Genomic DNA, 22383 nt, shown 5'->3' on the forward strand with positions numbered 1-22383 from the left:
CACCGTGTTGTCGACTTGATGCGCGGTATCGGCCGACAGGGGGGATTCTGTAGAACGAGCTCCGCTCAGTAGGTGATCGTCACCTGCACCAGGTCGTTGTAGGTGCCCGCCGGCGGCTGTCCGGCCACGGGGGGCACACGCCCGAATATGTTCAGTGTCTGCGCGCTGCCGGTGCCAACGCCGCTGAAGGTGTCCACGGTGAGCGTATTGCCCCAGCGCTGGCTGCGCGCAGCATCCCGGTACAGCTCGTAGGTCAGGTAATAGCTGTTGCCGCCGATGGTGGTGCGCATGCGCCGGGTGGTGGTCAGGGCCGGGTTGTTCTGACCGTTGTTCAGGCCGACCTGGTAGGCGGTGCGCTTGAGGCAGGTCAGCGTCAGGGTAGCGGTCTGGTCGATGTTGGCGGGAATGCCGCCGGTGACGTTGCCGAAATTCATGGTGGTGGTGAGATAGCTGCCGCATTGCGGCAGCACGGTGGCGGTCGTGTTGAAGGCGAAGGCGGCACTGCTGCTGTTGGTGCCGGTCGCGCCGCCGTTGCAGTTGGCCGGCACGCTGGCGTTGCCCAGCAGTACCTCGTTCCAGGCCCAGGTCAGCACCACGTTCGCGCCGCTGAAGGTGCTGCTGTAGCTGCCCGATGCCAGCACCTGGTTGGCCGGGATCTGCGCGTACAACTGCACGCTCTGCGCGCCGCTGCCGCCGGTCAGCAGGGGCACGTTGTAGGTCATGGTCAGCTCCTGCGCCGGCGGTACGCCGCGCGGGGTCAGGCCGGTCACCTGGCTGTAGTTGGAGGTGTTGTAGAGCTGGAAATTGAGTGTATCGCCGCTGCCGTTGACCATCGTTCGCCACGGCGTGGTGGTGCTGCCGCCACTGCCGCTGCCGATGCCCACGCAGACGCGCACGCCGGTGGTGGCGAGCAGGCTCAGCGCGGCGGTGGTGCAGGTCACGGTGATGTTCAGGGTGCCCGAGGTCGGGCCGGCCGCACCGCTGTTGACGTTGCCGAACGGCAGCAGGGCGTCTGCGGTTGCCGTGCATACTGCCGCGGCGCGGGCCGGCAGGCTGGGCACCAGGCATGCAAGCAGCAGCACGCCCGCCAGCAGCAGGCGCAGGCTCATGGCGCCACCTCCGGCACACATTGCAGCGGGGCCGGGCGCGGCCGCGCTCCGGCGGCGACCACCTGTGACGACGCCGGTACCCGCGCACGGCACTGGCCACGGCTGGTGGTGATGTACAGCACGGTTCCAGCGGCCACGTCTTCCAGGTACAGCAGGCCGTCGTAGCCGACCGACGCCTGGCGGCCATCCGGCAGCTGCACCTCGCTGCCGGCTTCCAGCGGCTGGCCTGCCATGTCCTGCAGGGTGAGGGTCAGCGAAGGCCGCGAGCGCAGGTTGAAGGTCACCCGGGTACCGGCGCGCTGGCGGGGTGTCACCCAGTCTTCGATGCGATCGGCGCGCATGTCCGCAGGCAGGTCCAGGGTATCGATGGAGACGCGGTTGCGCTGCCAGGACAGCAGCGGGCTGATCAGCAGCAGGCCCCGCTCGTCGGTGGCACCGATCAGGCGGTTCTCAAGCCGCACCGGCACACCGCCGATGCCATTGGTGCTGACCACCGCGAAGGCATCGGCGACTTCGCGGGCGGCGAAGGTGTGCCCGGCCATCCACACCAGGCTGCCGCTCGCGCTGCCATAGGCATGGTTGAGGCCCGCCTGGCGGGAGGCACCGAAGGCATAGCGGCCGACATCGTTGAGGATGCCGACTTCGGCCAGGCCGCCGCTGCCGCCGTCGCCGTGGCGGACCTGTGCGCGCCAACCGATACCACCTGCGCTGCCGTCGCCCGGCACCGGCTGGGTGACATCGGCAACCCAGCTCTGGCTGTCGCCGTTGCGCTGGCTGGACAGGCTGGCCTGGCGGTTGTTGCCCAGGCTTGCGGTCAGCGACAGGTAGACGCTGCGCTCATCACTGTCGTCCAGGTTCTGGTTGACCGACAGGTAGGCCGACCAGCGCGGGCTCCAGCTGCGTGACCAGAACAGGCTGGCATAACGGTTGTCATCGCCATCGGGGTAGCGCAGCCGCAGATAGCTGGCGCTGAGCGTGCCCAGGCGCAGCAGGTCCAGGCCGACCGTGGCCTGCTCGCTGATGCTGGGCGGCAGGTTGGCCTGCAGCGCGCCCAGGTCGCGGTAGTCACCGTGGCTGCGCACGCTGCGCAGGTTGAAATTGAAGCGCCGGTTGTTCCAGCTGTACCCCAGCGCCCACTGTCCGCCCTGCAGGCCCTGGTAGCGGCTGCGGGCATAGGCGGCATTGAGCACGCCGGCGCCGCCCAGCAGCCACCAGCCACCCACGCCGGCCTGGGCCAGGCCGCCGCCGCCCTCGGCGTGTGCTTCGCCGGTGAATGTGTCGCTGACGCCGCCGCGCCAGCTGGCGCTTGCCACGGTACGGTCGTCGTAGGCGAAGGAGCGTTCGCCGAACTGCTCGCGCAGCTGGCCGACGCCGAGCGACCAGTCCGACAGGCCCTTGGCCAGCAGCTGCTGGGTGCCGTAGAAACTGAAATCCAGGGTCTGCATGCGGCCGAAGGCATCGGTGACCACCACCTGCGCGCTGCCGGTACCGCTGATGCCTGGTTGCGCCGCCAGCTGGAACGGCCCGACCGGTACCTGGCCGCTGTACTGGCGCAGGCCATCCACATACAGCTCGACCGTCGATGGCACCACCGCCTGGCCGAGGAAGGCCGGAGTCGGGGTAAGAACGCGATACGGCTGCAGCCCGTAATTGCGGCCGATGTGGATGCCGCCCAGGCGGACCGGCCGGCTCCAGTCGACAAAGCCGCTGTAGAAATCGCCCACCTCCAGGGTCAGCGCCTTGTCCGGGAAGTCCAGCGTCCAGCGCGTATCCAGGCGTACGCTTTCGCTGCGCCAGTGGCGCTCGCCGGTCTGGTAGCGGCGGCTGACCGCGGTGTTCTCGAAGGCGCCGGCCCCTATGCCGAACACCCGCAGCTCAGCGCTCAGGGTCAGGTTGCCGAGGCTGTCGACGCGGCTGCCATACAGGTCGTAATTGAGCAGGACGCCGGGCGAGGCGCTGCCGCGGGGAGCGTGGACCTGCGGTCGGCTGATCACGGTGGTGGGCAGGGTCAACTGGTCCAGTGGCACGTCCAGGGCGAGGGTCTGCAGCTGCGCGTCATAGCGCACCACCGCGCCGCTGATCTGGTCCAGATGGACCGGGGCCTCACCGCTGGCGTTGAAGCCGAGCTGGCGCAGGATCTCGGGGCTGGCCTGCAGGCGACCGCGATTGTAGGTGAAGGGCAGCAGGCCGCGTGGCGTGCTGTTGAGGGTCACGTCCAGGTACAGCGTCTGGTTGGCCGTGAGCGTGGTCGGGGGCGGCAGCAGGGCATCGGCGGAGACCCCGGAGACATCGGCTGCGTGAGCCGCCGGGGACAGGGCCGCACCGAGCGCTGCGCTCATCAGCGCCTCAGCGAGCCGGTGGCGGCGGCAGCGGCGTCTGTTCCGACTCGCCATTGAGCTTTGCCGTGATCTGGTCGTTGTCGGCGTCGATCGCCGTGCGCCCCAGTGGCCAGCGCATGATCTGGCCGGGCAGTACGTAGCCCAGCAGGCCCGGGTGGACGATGCGCGGGCGCTCGGCGCTGCCGAGGGCAAGGTCGGCGATCTGCGCGTAGCTGTTGCCGGTATTGCCTACTTCCACGCCTTTGCGCCCGTCGTCCAGCCGCACCAGGCGGGCGTGCAGCTGCGGGGCCAGGCGGCTGCCTGGACCGGGCTGCACGAACACCGGGATCGAATAGCGCAGCACGAACTGCATGCCTTCGCTGCGCGTGGCCAGGTCGGGCACCTCATCGACGATCAGCCGGTAGTGCTGCTGCACGGCCGGTGCCTCGGCAACGGCGCGGATGACCCGCACCAGCTGCTGCTGGCCGGCGGCCAGTTCCTGCATCGGTGGCGTGGCCAGCAGATCCCCGGTGGGCAGCAGCTGTTCATTGCCGTCCTGCTGCACCCAACGGAATACCCGCACCTGCAGCTTCACCGGCGAGGTGCCGCTGTTGGTCAACCACAGTTCGCCGGCGCGCTGGCGTGCCTCCAGCTGCAGGCTGGTGGGTGCGACCTGCAGGCTGGTCGCCGAAACCCCGGTGACCCCGAGCAGCAGGCTGAAGGCGAGCAGCGCCACGCCGGTGGCGCGCCACGGGCGGGATCCGGCCATGCGGGCGTGCTCCATCAATAGGTGATCGTGGCGGTGACGGTATCCAGGTAGTTGCCGGTGGCAGCGTTGGCCGTGCTCAGGTTGAGGATCTGGCCGTAGACGATGTAGGGCACTGCCAGGCCGGTGCCGATACCGGCCTGGGTGTTGGTGCCCGTGGTGGCGCCCCACACCAGGGTATGTGCGGCATCCTGGTAGAGCTGGTAGCCCACGTAGTTGTTGGCCGTCACTGCCGCGTTGGTGTTCTTCATCCGCCGCGTGGTGACGTCATTGGCCGTGCCGGCATTGGCACCGGCGTTGAGGGCGATGGTATACGGGGTCAGTGCCGAGCACTGCGCGGTCACCGTGCCCTGGCCCAGGGTCGGGGTGGCGGTGGTGGATGCAGCCGTGCCGAAGTCGACGTTGGTGGCCGCTGCTGCGGTGATGGTGCAGGCTTTGGTGACCACCAGGGTGACGTTGAACGTGGTGGTGTCAGCAGCCATGGCCGGACCGGCTGCCAGCAGGGCAAGGGCCCAGGCCCAGGGGAAACGAACGGTGGATCGCATGGACAACCTCCCTGACCCGAAGGTCCGTTGAACAGCGCGAAGTCGGCACGTTTGGCGCCGATCAGACGACAGTGGGGCTAGCGTAGGCACCGCAAGTGTCTGTATTCCGTGAGAAACAGGCGATCAAAAGGGTGTGGGCCATCACGCTTTCACCTTCCTTGCCGGATCCGTGCATGGCCCGGATCGCCAGTTGGGTGGCGTTCGTTCAGATTGCGGCCGGATCGGCGATAATGGGAGCCATGAGCGTGAATATCAAAACCCCGCAGGAAATCGAGATGATGCGCATCGCCGGCCGCCTGGCCAGCGAAGTGCTCGACATCGTCACCCCCCACGTCAAGCCCGGTGTCACGACCGAGGAACTGGACCGCATCTGCCACGACCACATCGTGAACGTACAGGGCGCCATTCCGGCCAACGTCGGCTACCGCGGCTTCCCCAAGACCGTGTGCACCTCGGTCAACAATGTCATCTGCCACGGCATTCCCAGCGAAGGGAAGGTCCTCAAGGACGGCGACATCATCAATATCGACGTCACCGTCATCAAGGACGGCTGGCATGGCGACACCAGCCGCATGTACTTCGTCGGCACCCCGTCGGTGATGGCCAAGCGCCTGGTGGACGCCACCTATGAAGCGATGTGGCGCGGCATCCGCGCGGTGCGTCCGGGCGCGACCCTGGGCGACGTCGGCCATGCGATCCAGAGCTATGCCGAGAGCGAGCGTTTCAGCGTGGTGCGCGAATACTGCGGCCACGGCATCGGCAAGGTCTACCACGATGAACCGCAGGTGGTGCATTACGGCCGTCCGGGCCAGGGCCTGGTGCTGCAGCCGGGCATGACCTTCACCATCGAGCCGATGATCAACGAGGGCACCCGCTACAACAAGGTGCTGCCCGATGGCTGGACCGTGGTGACCAAGGACCGCAAGCTGTCTGCACAGTGGGAGCACATGATCGCCGTCACCGAGACCGGCGTGGACGTGTTGACCCTGTCGCCGGGCGAGTCGCAGGTCTCCTGACGATGCTGCCGGCGAGTTCGCTGCTGGACACGCCGGCCGCGTCGCTCAACGACCCGGACTGGGCTGCTGCCGCGCGCGATGCGCTGCAGCAGGCCGATACGCGCCTGTACCGCCGCTTCGACCAGGGCGACAACATCGAGCGCCTGCTGGCATTGCGCGCGCGCGCGGCCGATCACCTGATCCGCCATGCGTGGCAGCGCTGCCTGCCGGCCGACAGTGGCCTGTCGCTGTTTGCGGTCGGTGGCTATGGGCGCGGTGAACTGTTCCCGCGCTCGGACATCGACCTGCTGGTGTTCGGCGATCCGCAGGCGCAGCTGGCCCATGAACAGGCGCTCGCGCGCCTGTTCGCGCTGCTGTGGGATTGCGGCCTGGCGGTCAGCCACGCGGTGCGTTCGGCCGGGCAGTGCAGCGAGGCTGCAGCCGACCAGACCGTGCTGACGGCGTTGATCGAAGCGCGCCCGCTGATGGCCGATGAGGCGGCGCGGCGTGCGCTGCGTGCGGCAGTGGATGACCGCGAACTGTGGCCGCCGCGTGCGTTCTTCCTGGCCAAGCTGGAAGAACTGCGCAACCGCCACCAGCGTTTCGGCGACACCGCCGACAACCTGGAGCCGGACCTGAAGGATGGCCCCGGCGGCCTGCGCGATCTCAACACGCTGGGCTGGATGGCGCTGCGTGCGTTTGGCGTGCGCGATCTGGAAGCGCTGGTCGGCCTGGGCCACCTGGGCGCTGACGAGGCCGCGGCGCTGAAGCGCGAACGTGCGGTGCTGGCGCGGCTGCGCTTCGGCCTGCACCTGGTGGCGCGACGCCCGGAAGAGCGCCTGCGCTTCGATTACCAGAAGACCCTGGCCGCGCGCCTGGGCTTTGAAGACGACGCCGAGAGCCTGGGTGTCGAGAAGATGATGCAGGGCTTCTACCGCGCCGCTTCGGTGGTGCGGCGGATCAGCGATCGTCTGCTGCAGCGTTTTGAGGAACAGTTCGATGGCGAGGCACAGCCCGAGCCGCTGACGGTGGGGTTCGCGCTGCGCCGTGGCTACCTGGCGGCCAACGATGCCGACTGGCCGAATGCTGACATCGGCCAGGTCTTCGCGCTGTTCGCCAGCTGGGCGAACAATCCGCAGATCCGTGGCCTGCATTCGTTGACTGCGCGCGCGCTGGCCGAATCGCTGCCGCTGCTGCCTGCCTATGACCAGGCAGACCCTGATGCGCGCGAACAGTTCATGGCCCTGCTGCGTGGCCAGCGCCCGGTCGACACGCTTTCGCGCATGGCGCGGCTGGGCGTGCTCGGGCAGTGGATTCCTGCATTCGCCCAGGTCAGCGGGCGCATGCAGTTCGACCTGTTCCATGTCTACACCGTGGACCAGCACACGCTGATGGTCCTGCGCAACATGGGTCTGTTCGCCAGCAGTCGCGCCGATGAACGTTTCTCCATCGCCCACGAAGTCTGGCCGCGCCTGCGCAAGCCGGAACTGCTGCTGCTGGCCGGCCTGTTCCACGATATCGCCAAGGGGCGCGGCGGCGATCATTCCGAACTGGGCGCGGTCGATGCACGGGCGTTCTGCCACGCGCAGGGGCTGAGTGGTTCGGATACCGAACTGGTGGCCTGGCTGGTCGAACAGCACCTGCGGATGTCGGTGACCGCGCAGAAGCAGGACATCGCCGATGCGGACGTGATCCATCGTTTCGCGACCCTGGTCGGCAGCCGCGACCGCCTGGATTACCTGTATCTGCTGACCTGCGCCGACATCGCCGGCACCAGCCCGAAGCTGTGGAACGCGTGGAAGGACCGGCTGCTGGCCGATCTGTATTTCGCTACCCGCCGCGCGCTGCGCGAGGGCCTGGAGCACCCGGTGCCGGCCGCCGAGCGCGTGGCCGAAGCGCGCGACAGCGTGCGTGCGCTGGTGCGCGAGCAGGGCTACGACGATGCCACCATCGATCGCCAGTTCGCGGTGATGCCCGACGAAGGTTTCATCCGCCTGCGCCCGGAACAGTTGGCCTGGCAGGCTGCCGCGCTGATACCGATCAAGCAGGGCCAGACGCTGGTGAAGGTTCGCCGGATCAGTGTCGACGACCCGGCGCTGGAAGTGTTCGTGCATTCGCCGGACCGTGACGGCCTGTTCGCCGCGATCGTGATGACCCTGGACCGCAAGGGCTACGGCATCCACCGCGCGCGCGTGCTGGATGGTCCGGCCGACACGATTTTCGATAATTTTGAAGTGAGCCCGGCCGACACCTTTGCCGATGGCAGCAGCGCCAACCTGGAAGCGGCACTGCGCGAGGCGCTCAGTGGCGACCTTGCGCGGCTGCGTCCCTCGCGCCGGGTGGTGCCACGCCAGCTGCGCCACTTCCGTTTCGCCCCGCGCATCGAGTTCCGCGATGAACCCGGCGCGACCCGTTTTGCCCTGGTCGCCCCCGATCGCCCCGGCCTGCTGGCCGACGTGGCGTTCGTGCTGCGCAACCAGGGACTGCGCGTGCAGGACGCGCGCATTGCCACATTCGGCGAACGCGCCGAAGACACCTTCGTGATCAGTGACGAACACGACCTCCCCCTGACTGAATCCGCCCGGCAGCAGCTGCATGACGCAATGCTGGCCTGCCTGGACCCTGATCGAAACGCCGGAGACCCCGCCTGATGGCCACCAAGCCTGCAAAGAAGACTGCCGCGACTGCCAAGAGCGCAGCGGCAAGAAAGACCCCTGCCGCCGCCCCGGCTGCGAAGAAAGCTGCACGACAGCCGAAGGCGGGCCAGACCGCAGCGGTGAAGAAGGCCGCCGTGCCGAAACAGGCTGCAGCGAAGAAGGCGCCGGCAAAGAAGGTCCCGGCCAAGACCGCCGAAGCTGCGCGCGCCGAGAACATCGCGCGCAAGTCGCTGCGCAAGCCGGCCGGGCCGGGCGTGGAAGAACTGAAGTTCGGCATCGAAAGCGCCTTCGAGCGCCGCGCCACGCTGACCCTGCACGAACTGGAAGGCTCGACCCGGCCGCTGGTCAACCGCGTGATCGATGGCCTGGAAAGCGGCGAGTTCCGCGTCGCCGAACCCGATGGCCATGGTGGCTGGAAGGTCAACGAATGGCTGAAGAAGGCGGTGCTGCTGTATTTCCGCGTCAACGACATGGCCGTGGTCGATGCACGCCCGGCACCGTTCTGGGACAAGGTCGAATCGCGCTTTGCCGGCTATGACGAGGCGAAGTTCCGCCGTGGCGGCGTGCGCGTGGTGCCGGGTGCGATCGCCCGTCGCGGCACGTATTTCGGCAAGGACGTGGTGCTGATGCCGAGCTTCACCAACATCGGTGCCTACGTCGGCGAAGGCACCATGGTCGACACCTGGGCCACCGTCGGTTCCTGCGCGCAGATCGGCCAGCACTGCCACCTGTCCGGTGGTGCCGGCATCGGTGGCGTGCTCGAGCCGCTGCAGGCCAGCCCGACCATCATCGAAGACCATTGCTTCATCGGCGCGCGTTCGGAAGTGGTGGAAGGCGTGGTCGTCGGCCATCACAGCGTGATCGGAATGGGTGTGTTCCTCAGCCAGAGCACCCGCATCTACAACCGCGCCACCGGCGAAATCAGCTACGGCTACATTCCGCCGTACAGCGTGGTGGTGTCCGGCTCGCTGCCGAGCAAGGACGGTACCCACTCGCTGTACTGCGCGGTGATCGTCAAGCAGGTCGATGCCCGCACCCGCAGCAAGACCAGCGTCAACGACCTGCTGCGCGGCCTGGCCGACTGACGGGGCCGCGCGCATGAGCACCACCGTCCATGGTCTGAAGAACTGCGATACCTGCAAGAAGGCGACCAAGTGGCTGGACCGCTTCGGCGTGCCGTACACCTTCGTCGACTACCGCGACAACAAACCCAGCCCGGAAACGCTGCTGGAGTGGGCCGCCCAGCTGGGTGGCCTGGCGGCGATGGTCAACCGGTCCTCCACCACCTGGCGGCAGCTGCCGGACAACCGCAAGGCCGCCGATTCGGAGGCGGAATGGAAGCTGCTGCTGCGCGAGTACCCGCAGTTGATCAAGCGGCCGCTGGTGGTGACTGCCGACGGCAAGGTCAGCCAGGGTTTCAGCGACAACGGTTTCAAGGCGCGCTTCGGCGTGGGCGGCGCGTGAGCGCCGTCCTCGACCTGGCCTGCGATCTGATTGCACGGCCGTCGGTGACCCCGGACGATGCCGGTTGCCAGGCGCTGATTGGTGAACGTCTGCAGGCGGCCGGTTTCACCTGTGAGCACCTGCGGCTGGGCGAGGTCGACAACCTGTGGGCCACGCACGGCAGCGGCGCGCCGGTGCTGGTCCTGCTGGGCCATACCGACGTGGTGCCGCCGGGCCCGCGCGAGGCGTGGCAGAGCGATCCGTTCGCGCCACAGATCCGCGATGGCGTGCTGTACGGTCGCGGCACCGCCGACATGAAGGGCAGCGTGGCCGCGTTCGTGATCGCTGCCGAACAGTTCGTTGCGGCCCATCCGCAGCACGCCGGTACGCTGGCGGTGCTGCTGACCAGCGATGAGGAAGGCGATGCGATCGATGGTGTGCGCCATGTCGCGCGGCTGTTCGCCGAGCGTGGCCAGCGCATCGACTGGTGCATCACCGGCGAGCCGTCCTCCACCGCCACGCTGGGTGACCTGCTGCGCGTGGGACGTCGCGGCAGCCTGTCGGCCAAGCTGCGCGTGCAGGGCGTGCAGGGCCACGTGGCCTACCCGGACAAAGCGCGCAATCCGATTCATCTTGCCGCGCCGATGCTGGCCGAACTGAGCGCACGGCGCTGGGACGAGGGCTATGAGAGCTTCCCGTCGACCAGCCTGCAGATCTCCAACATCCATGCCGGCACCGGTGCCAACAACGTGATTCCCGGTGAGCTGGAGGTGGATTTCAACATCCGCTACAACCCGCACTGGGATGCAGCGAAGCTGGAAGCGGAAATCACTGCGCTGCTGGACCGCCATGGCCTGCAGTACACGCTGAAGTGGCACCGCAGTGGCGAGCCGTTCTACACCCCGGAAGGCACGTTGCGTGCAGCGGCGCGTGCGGTGCTGGCCGAGCACACCGGTCGCGCACCGGAAGAGAGCACCGGTGGTGGCACCTCCGATGCGCGCTTCATCGCGCCCCTGGGCGCGCAGTGCATCGAAGTCGGCCCGGTCAACGCCAGCATCCACCAGGTGGATGAGAACGTGCGCGTGGACGAGCTGGAAGCACTGCCGGGGCTGTACCAGCGACTGGTCGAACGCCTGCTGGTGTGAGCCGCGTCGCCGGGCATGGCCCGGCGCTACCGGGTGAGCGTGCGGTTGCTGGTGTGATCCGCGTCGCCGGGCATGGCCCGGCGCTACCAGGGTGAGCGTGCGGTTGCTGGTGTGATCCGCGTCGCCGGGCATGGCCCGGCGCTACCGGGGTGAGCGTGCGGTTGCTGGTGTGATCCGCGTCGCCGGGCATGGCCCGGCGCTACCAGGGTGAGCGTGCGGTTGCTGGTGTGATCCGCGTCGCCGGGCATGGCCCGGCGCTACCGGGGTGAGCGTGCGGTTGCTGGTGTGATCCGCGTCGCCGGGCGTGGCCCGGCGCTACCGGGGTGAGCGTGCGGTTGCTGGTGTGATCCGCGTCGCCGGGCATGGCCCGGCGCTACCAGGGTGAGCGTGCGGATGATCGTGGGTAGCGCCGGGCCATGCCCGGCGAGTGCAGCAGCGCGCGTCATTCCGAAAAAATGAAGAACGGCGGTTCGACCGCTTTTTTCCAGTAGCTCGGCGCGGCCATGTAGAAGCGCTGCGCCTCGGCCCGGGCGAACCAGCCCGCCGCTGCCTCGGTGTCCTTCTCCACGCCCGGCGCACTGCGGCCCAGCAGCAGCCCGGCGAAGTACTGGCCGAACACATTGCCCTTCTCGCCGGCACGCTGGTACAGCTGCAGCGCACGCGCCGGATCGCGCGGCAGTCCCACGCCCTTCTCCAGCAGCGCGCCCAGGTCCACCTGCGCTTCGGCATCGCCGCGCTCGGCGCGACGCTGGATCTGCGCAACCAGCGGGTGCGCGCTGTCGCCCTGCGCGGCCACTGCATCCGGCAGTCGCGACGATGAACTCGGGTAGCGCTGGTAGATCATTCCGCGCAGGTCCCAGCGCAGCGCCTGTTGCGCATTGCCACGCTGGCGATAGGCCTTGGCGAGTTCGTAGAACGCATAGGGATTACCGTGGTACGCCGCCGCCAGATAGGCGCGTTCGCCACGTCGCCAGGACGCGCGCAGCACCGGCGCAGGGTTGATGTGGGGGCTGTCGGCATACCGCAGCATGCCGGAGATCCAGATCCGGCCCAAGGCTTCTTCCGCCTTGGTGTTGTGGAAGGTCCAGGGGGTGACCGCTGCGGCACGCTCGTAATAGGCGATGGCGCGCGGATCGTTGAAGCGCTCGAAGGTTTCCGCGGTATCAAAGGCCCCCTCGAAGCTGCCGTCGGTTCCGCGTTGCTCCAGGCTCTGCTGCTGAGCCGGCGGAAGGGGCGAGGGTGGGGGCAGGGTCTGGCAGGCGGCCAGGCCCAGGCTGATCAGGGCGGCCAAAGCCGCATTGCGTCCATTGCGGTGTTGCATTTCCATTGCACGTTTGACGGCGGGCCATTATGCGCTCTGCGCAGTGGTTGCCAACGCAACGGTTGCGCCGCGCCGGAAACCCGGTTACGGTCAGGTCCATGTCGCTCCGCCTGGCCACCGCCGTCAACAACAGCAACCGCAATAATCTGCGTGCGAATAATCGTGCGCGGCCGATGCGGGACTGCGCCCTGGGTAGATAGACAGCAACATACGCCCGGACACCAGAAAACCCGCATCGGCCGATGCGGGTTTTTTTGTGCCCGGGCGCAGCCCCACCCGGGCCTGGATGGCCGGTCGAACACCTTCCCCCCGTGTACTTCCCCACAACAGGAGTTCCACCCATGTGTTCGATCTTCGGTATTTTCGGCCTGCAGGCCGGTGACGATCTTCCTTCCCTGCGCCGCCATGCGCTGGAGCTGTCGCAGCGCCAGCGTCATCGTGGGCCGGACTGGAGCGGCGTGTACCTGGACGAAGGCGCGCTGCTGGTGCACGAGCGCCTGGCCATCGTCGATCCGGCAGGCGGCTCGCAGCCGCTGCTGTCCGAAGACGGGCAGCTGGCGCTGGCGGTCAACGGCGAGATCTACAACCACCAGCAGCTCAAGGGCGGACTTGCCCAAGCCTATGCCTTCCAGACCGGCTCGGACTGCGAGGTGATCAACGCGCTGTACCGCCAGGGCGGGGCGCCGGCGCAGTGGCTGGAGCAGCTCAACGGCATCTTCGCTTTCGCTTTGTGGGATCGCAGTGCGGGTCGCGTGCTGGTCGCGCGCGACCCGGTCGGCGTGGTGCCGCTGTACTGGGGCCATGATGCGCAGGGGCGGTTGCGCGTCGCCTCTGAAATGAAGGCGTTGGTCGATACCTGCGCCGACGTTGCCCAGTTCCCGCCGGGCCATTACTACGACAGCGCCAGCGGTGAGCTGGTGCGCTACTACCAGCAGCCGTGGCGCGAGTACGACGACGTGCAGGGCCGCTCGGCCGATCTCGCCGAGCTGCGCCAGGCCTTCGAACATGCGGTCGAACGCCAGTTGATGAGTGACGTGCCGTACGGCGTGCTGCTGTCGGGCGGGCTGGATTCGTCGCTGGTTGCCGCCGTGGCAGCCCGCTATGCGCGTCGTCGCATCGAAGATGGCGGGCAGAGCGAAGCGTGGTGGCCGCGCCTGCACTCGTTCGCCATCGGCCTGAAGGGCTCGCCGGATCTGGCCGCTGCTGCGGTGGCCGCCGAAGCGCTGGGCACGGTCCACCACGGCTTCGAATACACCTTCGAAGAAGGCCTGGACGTGCTGCCGGAGGTGATCCGCCATATTGAAACCTACGACGTCACCACCATCCGCGCCTCCACGCCGATGTTCCTGCTGGCACGCCGGATCAAGGCGATGGGGGTGAAGATGGTGCTGTCCGGCGAAGGCAGCGACGAAATCTTCGGCGGCTATCTTTACTTCCACAAGGCACCGGACGCGCGCGAATTCCACCAGGAACTGGTGCGCAAGCTCGATGCCCTGCACAACTACGATTGCCTGCGCGCCAACAAGTCGATGATGGCCTGGGGCGTGGAGCCGCGCGTGCCGTTCCTGGACCGCGAGTTCCTCGACGTGGCGATGCGATTCGATGCCGCGCACAAGATGGTCGGCGCCGGTTCTGGTGGTCGCCGCATCGAGAAGGCGGTACTGCGCGAAGCCTTCCAGGGCTACCTGCCGGACAGCATCCTGTGGCGGCAGAAAGAGCAGTTCAGCGATGGCGTCGGCTATGGCTGGATCGATGGCCTGAAGGCGCACGCCGAAGCGCAGGTCAGCGACCGCGTGTTGGCTGCGGCCGACAAGCGCTTCCCGCACAATCCGCCGCAGACCAAGGAGGCGTACTACTACCGTCACCTGTTCGAGCAGTTCTTCCCCAGCCATGCGGCGGCTGAAACCGTGCCGGGCGGCAAGTCGATCGCCTGTTCCTCGCCGGCAGCGATCGCCTGGGATGCCAGCTTTGCCGCCGCCGCCGACCCGTCGGGCCGCGCCATCGCCGGCGTGCACGAACAGGCGTTGGCCTGATCGGCCGCGCCGAGCGGCAGCGACACGGGTAGCGCCGGGCCATGCCCGGCGAGCCCTGCGGCGCATGGGCGGCGAGGGACGTATCATCAGCCCCCTGCACATTGGGGAATGTTCATGGACGTACAGACCGGAGGTTCCGTGAGGCCGACGAAGTGGGCGTGGCGCTATCTGGTGTGGGCCGGCGTGCCGCTGCTGGTCGGCCTGCTGCTGGCCCGCTATGCGGGCCCCGGGCTGCCGACGGTGGCAAGCAAGGCCGAAGCCGTGGTCGGCAGTGACTGGGCCCATCACCTGGCCTCGCCGCTCGGCCTGTTCCTGCTGCAGCTGCTGGTGCTGCTGCTGGTCGCCAAGGGCGCCGGCGCGCTGTTGAAGCGTTTCGGCCAGCCGGCCGTGATCGGCGAGATGGCCGCCGGCCTGATGATGGGGCCGCTGTTGCTGGGCAGCCTGCTGCCGCAGGTGCATGGTGCGCTGTTCCCGGCCGCATCGCTCGGGCCGCTGGGCATGCTCAGCCAGCTGGGCGTGCTGATGTTTCTGCTGGTGGCCGGCGCCGAGCTTGATCTGGGCGCGCTGCGTGGGCGTCGTCGATTCGCCTTCACCGTCAGCCACGCCGGCATCGCGGTGCCGTTCGTACTCGGTGTGGCGCTGGCCATCTGGCTCTATCCGCAGCATGGCCCGCAGGGCGTGGGTTTCACCGCGTTCGCGCTGTTCGTCGGCATTTCGATGAGCATCACCGCTTTCCCGGTGCTGCTGCGCATCCTCGCTGATCGCGGCATCACCCACACCCCGCTGGGGCAGACCGCCATCGCCTGCGCGGCGCTGGGCGATGCGACCGCGTGGTGCCTGCTGGCGCTGATCGTGGCGGCAGCGCAGGCCACCGGCTGGTTGCCGGCCAGCGTCAACCTGCTGTGCGTGGTGGCGTTCATCGCGCTGATGCTGGGCCTGGTGAAGCCATGGTTCGCCCGCCAGACCATCGCGCCGGGTCGCGAGGGGCGCTGGCTGCTGGGCATCCTGCTGCTGTCGCTGGCCAGTGCGCTGGTCACCGAAGTGCTCGGCATCCATGCGCTGTTCGGCGCCTTCGCCGCAGGCGTGGCGGTGTCGTCCAACGCGCAGCTGCGGCACCTGCTGGTGGCCAGGGTCGAACCGTTCGCGGTGACGCTGCTGCTGCCGCTGTTCTTCGCCATGACCGGCCTGCGCATGCGCGCCGACGCGTTGCAGACCAGTGACATCGCGTTGTGCATGGTGGTGATCGCCGTGGCCACGGTGGGCAAGCTGCTGGGCACCTGGAGCGCGGCGCGCAGTACCGGCATGGCCTCGCGCGAAGCGTGGCGGTTGGGTGCGCTGATGAACACCCGCGGGTTGATGGAGCTGATCGTGCTCAACCTGGGCTACGAGCTGGGCCTGCTGGGCGACCGCCTGTTTGCGGTACTCGTGATCATGGCGCTGGTGACCACTGCGATGACCGGGCCGCTGTTGAACCTGATCGAGCGCCGCAAGGCCTGACGCGGTGAATCCCGCCGGGCATGGCCCGGCGCTACCATATCGTTCGGATCCACTGTGCGCGGGCTCGTTGCTCTGGTAGCGCCGGGCCATGCCCGGCGAGCAATTACCTGGCCGGTAGCAGCGTCAACGTGTGCTGCGCCTTGCCGGGCAGGAACGGGGTGGGGCGACCGTGCACCCAGTCCTCGTGTCCGGCGCCCCAGTACGGCGACAGCGGATGGCCGCTCTGCCCACCCGGCATGTGCACGATGCCATCGGCCTCGTGTCCGGGCGAGACCACCATGCGCTGCGAGGCGCCGAACGCCGGCGTCTGTACACGCGGCATGTCACGGTCGCCGGGCAGGGGATCGGCCGGCATGCACAACCAGCGGCTGGCGAAGGCGGGCAGGGCGCGCGCGACCGGATGGCAGATCGCTGCGGTATTGCGCTCGCCCCAGCTGCGGTGCGCCAGCGGCCCCTGCGCGGACAGCTCTGCTTCGGTACGGCGCGCCGCATCGGCCAGCAGCGCATCCCAGCTCGTGTAAGCGGGCGGCAGCAGGTTGGCGGGGCGCTGCTGCAGCATCGGCCAGGCCACGCCTTCCAGCTGCGACAGGCGCGGTGCCAGGAAGTCCTCGCCCAGCGGTGCCCGGGCCGGTGCCAGCAGCGCATCGGTCAACGTGTCGAGCACCTGCGTGCGGAACTCGCGCACCACCCGGTAGCTGACCGAATCGATCGCGGCGCGCCCGTCCCAATGGCTGCTGGCCGTGCCCAACCGCTTCAGTGCCGGATCGTCGCTGTGCTCGACCACCTGGTGCAGCAGCACCCACCAGCGCTGCAGGAACACCGCGCGGTCGTCGAGCTGGATCGCCAGCAGGTCGTGCTCGTCGAAATGCTCCTGCGTAGCCAGCAGGTCGCGGATCTGCCGTCCGCGCGCGCCGAGGTCGTAGCCGCCATTGCCGACCGTGGCCAGCGTCGCCTCGTCCACCACGCGGCTGTTGGCCGTCCACAGCCGATGCGAGGCGGGGTCGACCAGGCTCGGCGCGGCGTCGCTGCGGATCGGCCACGGCGCGCAGCCCGGGCCACGGTCAGGCCGCGCGCCGATCAGGCGCCACGCGATGCGCCCGCTGCGGTCGCCGATCACCAGGTTCTGCGCGGGAATACCGGCATGGTCGGCAATCTGCAGGGCCTGGTCCAGATCGGCGGCCCGTGCCATGTCGGCGAAGTCCATGCGCACCGCGCCCGGCAACTGCGCGACCCAGCGCAGGGCGTCGCCACTGCCATCGGCGTGGGTGTGCAGGATCGGCCCCCACGCAGTTTCGCGTACCGGGAAACGCACGTCGGCAGCGCCGGCCACGACGATCCGTTCCTCGTGCACGGTCACTGCAGCGTCCGCTGGCTCGGTGCGGAAGTCGGCAGTGTCGATGTAGCTGTTGGTGAAGCCCCAGGCCACGTGGCCATTGCTGCCGACAATCACCGCCGGCACGCCCGGCAGCGAGAATCCGCTGACGTCGACCTGGCCACCCGCGGCCTGTGGATCGGGGTAGCGCAGGCGCACACGGAACCACAGGCTGGGGGCGCGCAGGCCCAGGTGCATGTCGTCGGCGACGATCGCACGGCCATCGGCGGTCAGCGCGCCGGCCACGGCGAAATTGTTGCTGCCGACCGCGTCGGCATCCTCGGCAGCCGCGCCGGTCGGGGCCTTCAGCGTGCGCAGGTCCAGCTGGCTGGCATCAGGCAGGGGGGCGTTACCACGGGCAGCGCCAGCCAGCGGCGCATCCCACTCGCTGCCGTCGTGCGCCAGCAGCGCATACAGTGCCGGTGGCACCACCGCGCGGATGCGCTGCAGGGCGAGTTCGGACTGGTTGCTGGGGTCCTGCAGGTCGGCGTACATGGCCAGGCCTGCCAGCACGCTGTCGCTGGCCTGCCACGGTCGGGGCGCCTGCCGCAGCAGCAGGTAGGCCCATGGCCGCACCGCCAGGCTGCCCAGGCCCTGGTTGACCCCGTCCACATAGGCGCGCACGGCCGCAGGGTCGCTGCCCAGTGCGTCCTGCAGATGGGCCTCGGTGCGCGCGCGCAGGCGGTGCACGCGCATGCGCTTGTCGGCTTCGATCGCCTTCGCCCCGAACAACGCGGACAGTTCACCCGCGGCACTGCGCCGCATCAGGTCCATTTCGAAATAACGTTCCTGCGCGTGAACACTGCCGAGCGCCCGCAGGGCATCAGCCTTGTTGCCGGCGGTGATGGTGACCACCCCCAGCGCATCGCGCTCTACGGTGACCTTGCTGGCCAGCCCGGGCAACGGGCGCTCGCCGTCCAGTTCGGCGAGGCTGCCGCGCAGCAGCAACCACAGGACCAGCACCGCGAGCAGCACGATTGCCACCAGCACACCCAGAATCCACCGCCACGTACGACGCATTGCAGGTCCTTTCCGAGCAGGTCGGCCGATTGTAGCCGCAGGCGCAACTGCGACTGATTCCGATTAGATCACCGTAGTTCCAGATCGGGCACCATGGGCGCCATCGATTCACAGGAGCTCCCCCCATGAAAGGCAACCCGGACGTCATCGCCTGCCTGAAGGAACTGCTGCGCGGCGAACTCGCCGCCCGCGACCAGTACTTCATCCACTCCCGCCGCTACGAGGACCAGGGCCTGTTCGCGCTGTACGAACGCCTGAACCACGAGATGGAAGAGGAGACCCAGCATGCCGACGCGCTGCTGCGCCGGATCCTGTTCCTGGGCGGCGACCCGGACATGCGCCCGCATGCCACCGAGCCCGGCAAGACCGTGGAGGAGATGCTGCGCAAGGACCTGGACACCGAATACGCGGTGCGCAACAACCTCGCCGCCGGCATGAAGCTGTGCGAGGAGAAGGGCGACTACGTGAGCCGCGACATGCTGCTGGCGCAGTTGAAGGACACCGAGGAAGACCACGCCTGGTGGCTGGAGCAGCAGCTGGGCCTGATCAAGCGAATCGGCCTGGAGCTGTACCAGCTGAGCAAGATCGACGGCAGCGGCGCCCCGGCGCACTGACCCCGATTGTCGTAGCGCCGGGTCATGCCCGGCTCTACCAGGAGCGCAAAGCAACGTCGCCCGCCAGCACCGGAGCACCGCCAGCCAGCCTTCGCCCGCCAGCTGCTCCACCGCCCGCCAGCCGACAAACAAAGAAGCCGGGGAATGCCCCGGCTTTTTTGTGTCTGATGCTCCGATCCCGGTAGCGCCGGGCCATGCCCGGCGGGTTCCCGGTTGCCGGGCAAGGCGTGTCAACCCAGGTTGACACCAACCGTCATTCGACCGACAACCCTTCCACCTTCTGCCAGCCACGCGGCAGCAGATGGCCACGGGTGGCGCGGGCGCCCAGATAGGCGTCGAGCTCGTTGAACTTCAGGCCCATGGTGCGCTGGCCGCTGCGGACCTGCAGGGTCTGGCCCGGGCTGATCGCCACGATGGCGACCACGCGTTCGGTGGCGAGCTTGGCCTTGGGGATCTCGATGATCTTGTTGCCCTTGCCCTTGTCCAGTTCCGGCAGGTCGTTGGCGGCGATCGCCAGCAGGTTGCCCGAACTGGTCACCGCGACGATGCGGTCGGTAGCGACGTTGGCCACCACCGATGGGGTCAGTACCGACGAGCCCGCCGACAGGTTCAGCATCGCCTTGCCGGCCTTGTTGCGACCGATCAGGTTCTCGAAACGGGTGACGAAACCATAGCCGTGGGTCGAGGCCAGCACGAAGCGGGTATCCGGTTCGGCGCTGGCCAGGGTCACGAAGCTGGTGCCTGCGGCCGGCGAGAAGCGGCCGGTCAGCGGCTCACCGTTGCCGCGTGCCGAGGGCAGGGTATGCACCGGCGTGGAGTAGGCGCGGCCTTCGCTGTCCAGGAAGGCGACCTGCTGGGTACTGCGTGCACGCACCGCGCCCTGCAGGGCGTCGCCATCGCGGTAGGACAGGGCGGACGCATCGACGTCGTGGCCCTTGGCGGCACGGATCCAGCCCTTCTCCGACAGCACTACGGTCATCGGCTCGCTCGGCACCAGCTCGGTCTCGTCGATGGCCTGCGCGGCCTGGCGCTGCACCAGCGGCGAGCGGCGTTCGTCGCCGAACTTCTTGGCGTCGGCCTGCAGCTCGTCGCGGATCAGCTTCTTCAGTTTGGCCTTGCTGTCGAGGATGCTGAGGATCTTGTCGCGCTCCTTGGCCAGCTCGTCCTGCTCGCCACGGATCTTCATTTCTTCCAGGCGGGCCAGCTGCTTCAGCTTGGTTTCCAGGATGTACTCGGCCTGGTCTTCGGACAGGCCGAAGCGCGCGATCAGCGCCGCCTTCGGTTCGTCCTCGGTACGGATGATGTGGATCACCTCGTCCAGGTTGAGGAACGCCACCAGCAGGCCTTCCAACAGGTGCAGGCGACGCTCGACCTTCTGCAGGCGGTGCTGCAGGCGACGGGTGACGGTGCTGCTGCGGAACGCCAGCCATTCGCTGAGCAGCGTCTTCAGGTTCTTCACCTGCGGACGGCCGTCCAGCCCGATCACGTTGAGGTTGACGCGGTAGCTGCGCTCCATGTCGGTGGTGGCGAACAGGTGGCCCATCAACTGCTCGGCGTCGACGCGGTTCGAGCGCGGCACCAGCACCACGCGCACCGGGTTGGCGTGGTCGGACTCATCGCGGATGTCTTCCAGCCACGGCAGCTTCTTGGCGCGCATCTGCGCGGCAATCTGCTCGATCACCTTCGACGGCGACACCTGGAACGGCAACGCGGTGACCACCACGTTGTGCGCTTCCTTGGTGTAGGTGGCACGCGCGCGCACGCTGCCGTTGCCGGTCTCGTACATGTTCCGCAGGTCGTTGGCCGGGGTGATGATCTCGGCGTTGGACGGGTAGTCGGGGCCCTTCACGTGCTCGCACAGGTCGCGCACGCTGGCATCCGGATCGTCCAGCAGGTGCAGCAGCGCGCTGACGATCTCGTTGAGGTTGTGCGGCGGCACATCGGTGGCCATGCCCACGGCGATGCCGGTGGTGCCGTTCAGCAGCAGATGCGGCAGGCGTGCCGGCATCCAGGTCGGTTCCTGCAGGGTGCCGTCGAAGTTCGGTGCCCAGTCGGTGGTGCCCTGGCCCAGTTCGCCCAGCAGCACTTCGGCGATCGGGGTCAGCTTGGATTCGGTGTAACGCATCGCCGCAAACGACTTCGGGTCGTCGCTGGAACCGAAGTTGCCCTGGCCTTCGATCAGCGGATAACGGTACGAGAACGGCTGTGCCATCAGCACCAGCGCTTCGTAGCACGCGCTGTCGCCATGCGGGTGGTACTTACCGATGACGTCACCGACGGTGCGCGCGGACTTCTTCGGCTTGGACGCGGCATTCAGGCCCAGCTCGCTCATCGAATAGATGATGCGGCGCTGCACGGGCTTCAGGCCGTCGCCAATGAACGGCAGGGCGCGATCCAGGACCACGTACATCGAGTAGTCGAGGTAGGCGCGTTCGGCGTACTCGCGCAGCGGCAGTTGTTCGAAACCGTGGAACACGGGGCGGGCAAGATCGGTCATGCGGCGTTGTTACCTATGTCGGGAGGCGGTGACGGCGGTCGCCGCTCTCAATCCAGTGATTATCCGGATGCGGCGGGGGATGCCAAGCCGCGTGCAGGGTCAAGGCCCGGTTCCAGGCCGTGGCCGGCCCGTGCCAGGTAGCGTCCGGGCGGTAGCCCGAAGTGTCGCCGGAACACGGTGACGAAGGCGCTGGCGCTGCTGAAGCCCAGTGCGTGGGCGATATCGGCCACGCTGCGGCCCTCGCTGAGCTGCCGCAGCGCCTCGGCCAGCCGCGCCTGCTGGCGCCATTGCGCGAAGCTGAGGGTGGTCTCGTCGCGGAAATGGCGGGTCAGGCTGCGCGGCGACAGGCCGGCCCAATGCGCCCACTGCGCCAGGCCGCGCTCGTCGGCCGGGTCGGCCAGCAGCTGCGAGGCGATCTTCAGCAGGCGCCGGTCACGTGGCATCGGCAGGTGCATGCGCTGGCGCGGCGCGGCGCGTATCTCGTCCAGCAGCACATTGATGATGTGCTGCCGTTCGCTGGTGCTTTCGTAGTCCTGCGGCCAGTCACAGATGCGTTCGGCCACGGCCTGCGCCAACCGCGAGATGCCCAGCACGCATGGGTCGGCGGGCAGTTCGGCGCACAGCGGTGCGGCCAGCACCATGCCCCAGCCGCGCAGGGGGCCATCGATGTGGACCGTATGCGGCTCGGCCGGCGGCATCCAGCCCGCCGAACCTGGCGCCAGCGACCAGGTGCCATGGGAGGTGCGGGTGGTCAGCAGGCCGCGTTCGACGCAGATCAGCTGCGCGCGGACGTGGTGATGCCAGTCCACTTCGCGGGCCAGCCCCTGCGGGCTGTCGAAGCGGAAGGCGATGACCGGCGGGCCGTCATTGCGCTCGAACCAATCCAGTGCTTCTTCGCGCAGCAGGGTGGCAGGGCCGGGTTCGCCCGCCTTTACGTGGGCCGGGGGTGGCTTGAATGTGACATTCATTGGCTGGATTGTACTACCGGGCCAGTTGGGGGCGCCATTAAGGTGGCGCCTTCACCTGATCCAGCCCACTGCTGCAACACAGC

General features: G+C 68.2%; 16 protein-coding genes. 8 read left to right on the forward strand and 8 right to left on the reverse strand.

What is annotated here, in order from left to right; translation table 11 throughout:
* Positions 1-65 precede the first annotated feature (65 nt).
* The 4 genes from LMF57_RS06470 to LMF57_RS06485 are packed head-to-tail and all read right to left on the reverse strand — an operon-like array spanning position 66 to position 4738.
* Positions 66-1103, reverse strand: a complete 1038-nt coding sequence (locus LMF57_RS06470; RefSeq protein WP_324255965.1) for a spore coat protein U domain-containing protein — start codon at positions 1101-1103, stop codon at positions 66-68.
* A 2-nt stretch (positions 1104-1105) separates the two neighbouring features.
* Positions 1106-3448 carry a fimbria/pilus outer membrane usher protein gene (locus LMF57_RS06475; protein ID WP_229291118.1) on the reverse strand — a complete coding sequence of 781 codons (2343 nt, stop codon included), beginning with the start codon at positions 3446-3448 and terminating at the stop codon, positions 1106-1108.
* A 7-nt stretch (positions 3449-3455) separates the two neighbouring features.
* Positions 3456-4211, reverse strand: coding sequence for a molecular chaperone (locus LMF57_RS06480; RefSeq protein WP_117309910.1), 756 nt, complete (start codon positions 4209-4211; stop codon positions 3456-3458).
* Positions 4211-4738 carry a spore coat U domain-containing protein gene (locus tag LMF57_RS06485; protein WP_117309911.1) on the reverse strand — a complete coding sequence of 176 codons (528 nt, stop codon included), beginning with the start codon at positions 4736-4738 and terminating at the stop codon, positions 4211-4213. Before LMF57_RS06485 ends, LMF57_RS06480 begins: the two co-directional genes overlap by 1 nt.
* Positions 4739-4977: 239 nt before the next feature.
* Between LMF57_RS06485 and map the strand changes: the two genes are divergently transcribed.
* From map to dapE, 5 genes are read left to right on the forward strand one after another with little or no spacing between them, the layout of a single operon-like run.
* Positions 4978-5754, forward strand: coding sequence for a type I methionyl aminopeptidase (gene map / locus LMF57_RS06490; protein ID WP_205420742.1), 777 nt, complete (start codon positions 4978-4980; stop codon positions 5752-5754).
* A 2-nt stretch (positions 5755-5756) separates the two neighbouring features.
* On the forward strand, positions 5757-8384 hold the full coding sequence (locus LMF57_RS06495; RefSeq protein ID WP_117309912.1) for a [protein-PII] uridylyltransferase: 2628 nt from the start codon (positions 5757-5759) through the stop codon (positions 8382-8384).
* The gene (gene dapD / locus LMF57_RS06500) at positions 8384-9475 is read left to right on the forward strand and encodes a 2,3,4,5-tetrahydropyridine-2,6-dicarboxylate N-succinyltransferase (RefSeq protein ID WP_229291119.1); all 1092 of its coding nucleotides are present in this window, start codon (positions 8384-8386) and stop codon (positions 9473-9475) included. The genes LMF57_RS06495 and dapD overlap by 1 nt, the downstream gene beginning before the upstream one ends.
* 13 nt (positions 9476-9488) lie before the next feature.
* Positions 9489-9854 carry an arsenate reductase gene (locus LMF57_RS06505; protein WP_080149330.1) on the forward strand — a complete coding sequence of 122 codons (366 nt, stop codon included), beginning with the start codon at positions 9489-9491 and terminating at the stop codon, positions 9852-9854.
* Positions 9851-10978 carry a succinyl-diaminopimelate desuccinylase gene (dapE, locus tag LMF57_RS06510; RefSeq protein ID WP_229291120.1) on the forward strand — a complete coding sequence of 376 codons (1128 nt, stop codon included), beginning with the start codon at positions 9851-9853 and terminating at the stop codon, positions 10976-10978. The genes LMF57_RS06505 and dapE overlap by 4 nt, the downstream gene beginning before the upstream one ends.
* 442 nt (positions 10979-11420) lie before the next feature.
* On the opposite strand, the gene LMF57_RS06515 is transcribed toward dapE, so the two are convergent.
* The gene (locus tag LMF57_RS06515) at positions 11421-12299 is read right to left on the reverse strand and encodes an SEL1-like repeat protein (protein ID WP_208082211.1); all 879 of its coding nucleotides are present in this window, start codon (positions 12297-12299) and stop codon (positions 11421-11423) included.
* 341 nt (positions 12300-12640) lie between these two features.
* Here LMF57_RS06515 and asnB point away from each other — a divergent pair, with 341 nt between their 5' ends.
* Together asnB and LMF57_RS06525 are read left to right on the forward strand one after the other, a co-directional pair.
* Positions 12641-14332, forward strand: a complete 1692-nt coding sequence (gene asnB / locus LMF57_RS06520) for an asparagine synthase B (protein ID WP_229291121.1) — start codon at positions 12641-12643, stop codon at positions 14330-14332.
* Positions 14333-14440: 108 nt separating this feature from the next.
* Entirely contained in the window at positions 14441-15829 is a 1389-nt protein-coding gene (locus LMF57_RS06525; protein ID WP_229291122.1) for a cation:proton antiporter, read from the forward strand.
* A gap of 103 nt (positions 15830-15932) precedes the next feature.
* Here LMF57_RS06525 and LMF57_RS06530 read toward each other — a convergent pair whose 3' ends face one another.
* Positions 15933-18221, reverse strand: a complete 2289-nt coding sequence (locus LMF57_RS06530; protein WP_229291123.1) for a penicillin acylase family protein — start codon at positions 18219-18221, stop codon at positions 15933-15935.
* A 125-nt stretch (positions 18222-18346) separates the two neighbouring features.
* Here LMF57_RS06530 and bfr point away from each other — a divergent pair, with 125 nt between their 5' ends.
* Entirely contained in the window at positions 18347-18835 is a 489-nt protein-coding gene (gene bfr / locus LMF57_RS06535) for a bacterioferritin (RefSeq protein ID WP_025877631.1), read from the forward strand.
* Between the two features lie 253 nt (positions 18836-19088).
* Here bfr and parC read toward each other — a convergent pair whose 3' ends face one another.
* Complete coding sequence (gene parC, locus LMF57_RS06540; RefSeq protein WP_140226746.1) at positions 19089-21332, reverse strand: DNA topoisomerase IV subunit A; 2244 nt, start codon at positions 21330-21332, stop codon at positions 19089-19091.
* Positions 21333-21391: 59 nt separating this feature from the next.
* Positions 21392-22300, reverse strand: a complete 909-nt coding sequence (locus tag LMF57_RS06545) for a helix-turn-helix transcriptional regulator (RefSeq protein WP_032975809.1) — start codon at positions 22298-22300, stop codon at positions 21392-21394.
* Between the last annotated feature and the right edge of the window lie 83 nt (positions 22301-22383).

The organism is Stenotrophomonas sp. SI-NJAU-1 (assembly GCF_020883215.1).
Taxonomy (GTDB): Bacteria; Pseudomonadota; Gammaproteobacteria; order Xanthomonadales; family Xanthomonadaceae; genus Stenotrophomonas; species Stenotrophomonas indicatrix.

Excerpts from the sequence above, each read along its gene's own strand:
- LMF57_RS06525 (WP_229291122.1), top strand. The coding sequence starts at position 14,441 with ATGTTCATGGACGTACAGACCGGAGGTTCCGTGAGGCCGACGAAGTGG.
- map (WP_205420742.1), top strand. The coding sequence starts at position 4,978 with ATGAGCGTGAATATCAAAACCCCGCAGGAAATCGAGATGATGCGCATC.
- LMF57_RS06515 (WP_208082211.1), bottom strand. The coding sequence starts at position 12,299 with ATGCAACACCGCAATGGACGCAATGCGGCTTTGGCCGCCCTGATCAGC.
- bfr (WP_025877631.1), top strand. The coding sequence starts at position 18,347 with ATGAAAGGCAACCCGGACGTCATCGCCTGCCTGAAGGAACTGCTGCGC.
- LMF57_RS06495 (WP_117309912.1), top strand. The coding sequence starts at position 5,757 with ATGCTGCCGGCGAGTTCGCTGCTGGACACGCCGGCCGCGTCGCTCAAC.
- LMF57_RS06505 (WP_080149330.1), top strand. The coding sequence starts at position 9,489 with ATGAGCACCACCGTCCATGGTCTGAAGAACTGCGATACCTGCAAGAAG.
- parC (WP_140226746.1), bottom strand. The coding sequence starts at position 21,332 with ATGACCGATCTTGCCCGCCCCGTGTTCCACGGTTTCGAACAACTGCCG.
- LMF57_RS06545 (WP_032975809.1), bottom strand. The coding sequence starts at position 22,300 with ATGAATGTCACATTCAAGCCACCCCCGGCCCACGTAAAGGCGGGCGAA.
- LMF57_RS06480 (WP_117309910.1), bottom strand. The coding sequence starts at position 4,211 with ATGGAGCACGCCCGCATGGCCGGATCCCGCCCGTGGCGCGCCACCGGC.
- LMF57_RS06475 (WP_229291118.1), bottom strand. The coding sequence starts at position 3,448 with ATGAGCGCAGCGCTCGGTGCGGCCCTGTCCCCGGCGGCTCACGCAGCC.
- dapD (WP_229291119.1), top strand. The coding sequence starts at position 8,384 with ATGGCCACCAAGCCTGCAAAGAAGACTGCCGCGACTGCCAAGAGCGCA.
- LMF57_RS06485 (WP_117309911.1), bottom strand. The coding sequence starts at position 4,738 with ATGCGATCCACCGTTCGTTTCCCCTGGGCCTGGGCCCTTGCCCTGCTG.
- asnB (WP_229291121.1), top strand. The coding sequence starts at position 12,641 with ATGTGTTCGATCTTCGGTATTTTCGGCCTGCAGGCCGGTGACGATCTT.
- LMF57_RS06530 (WP_229291123.1), bottom strand. The coding sequence starts at position 18,221 with ATGCGTCGTACGTGGCGGTGGATTCTGGGTGTGCTGGTGGCAATCGTG.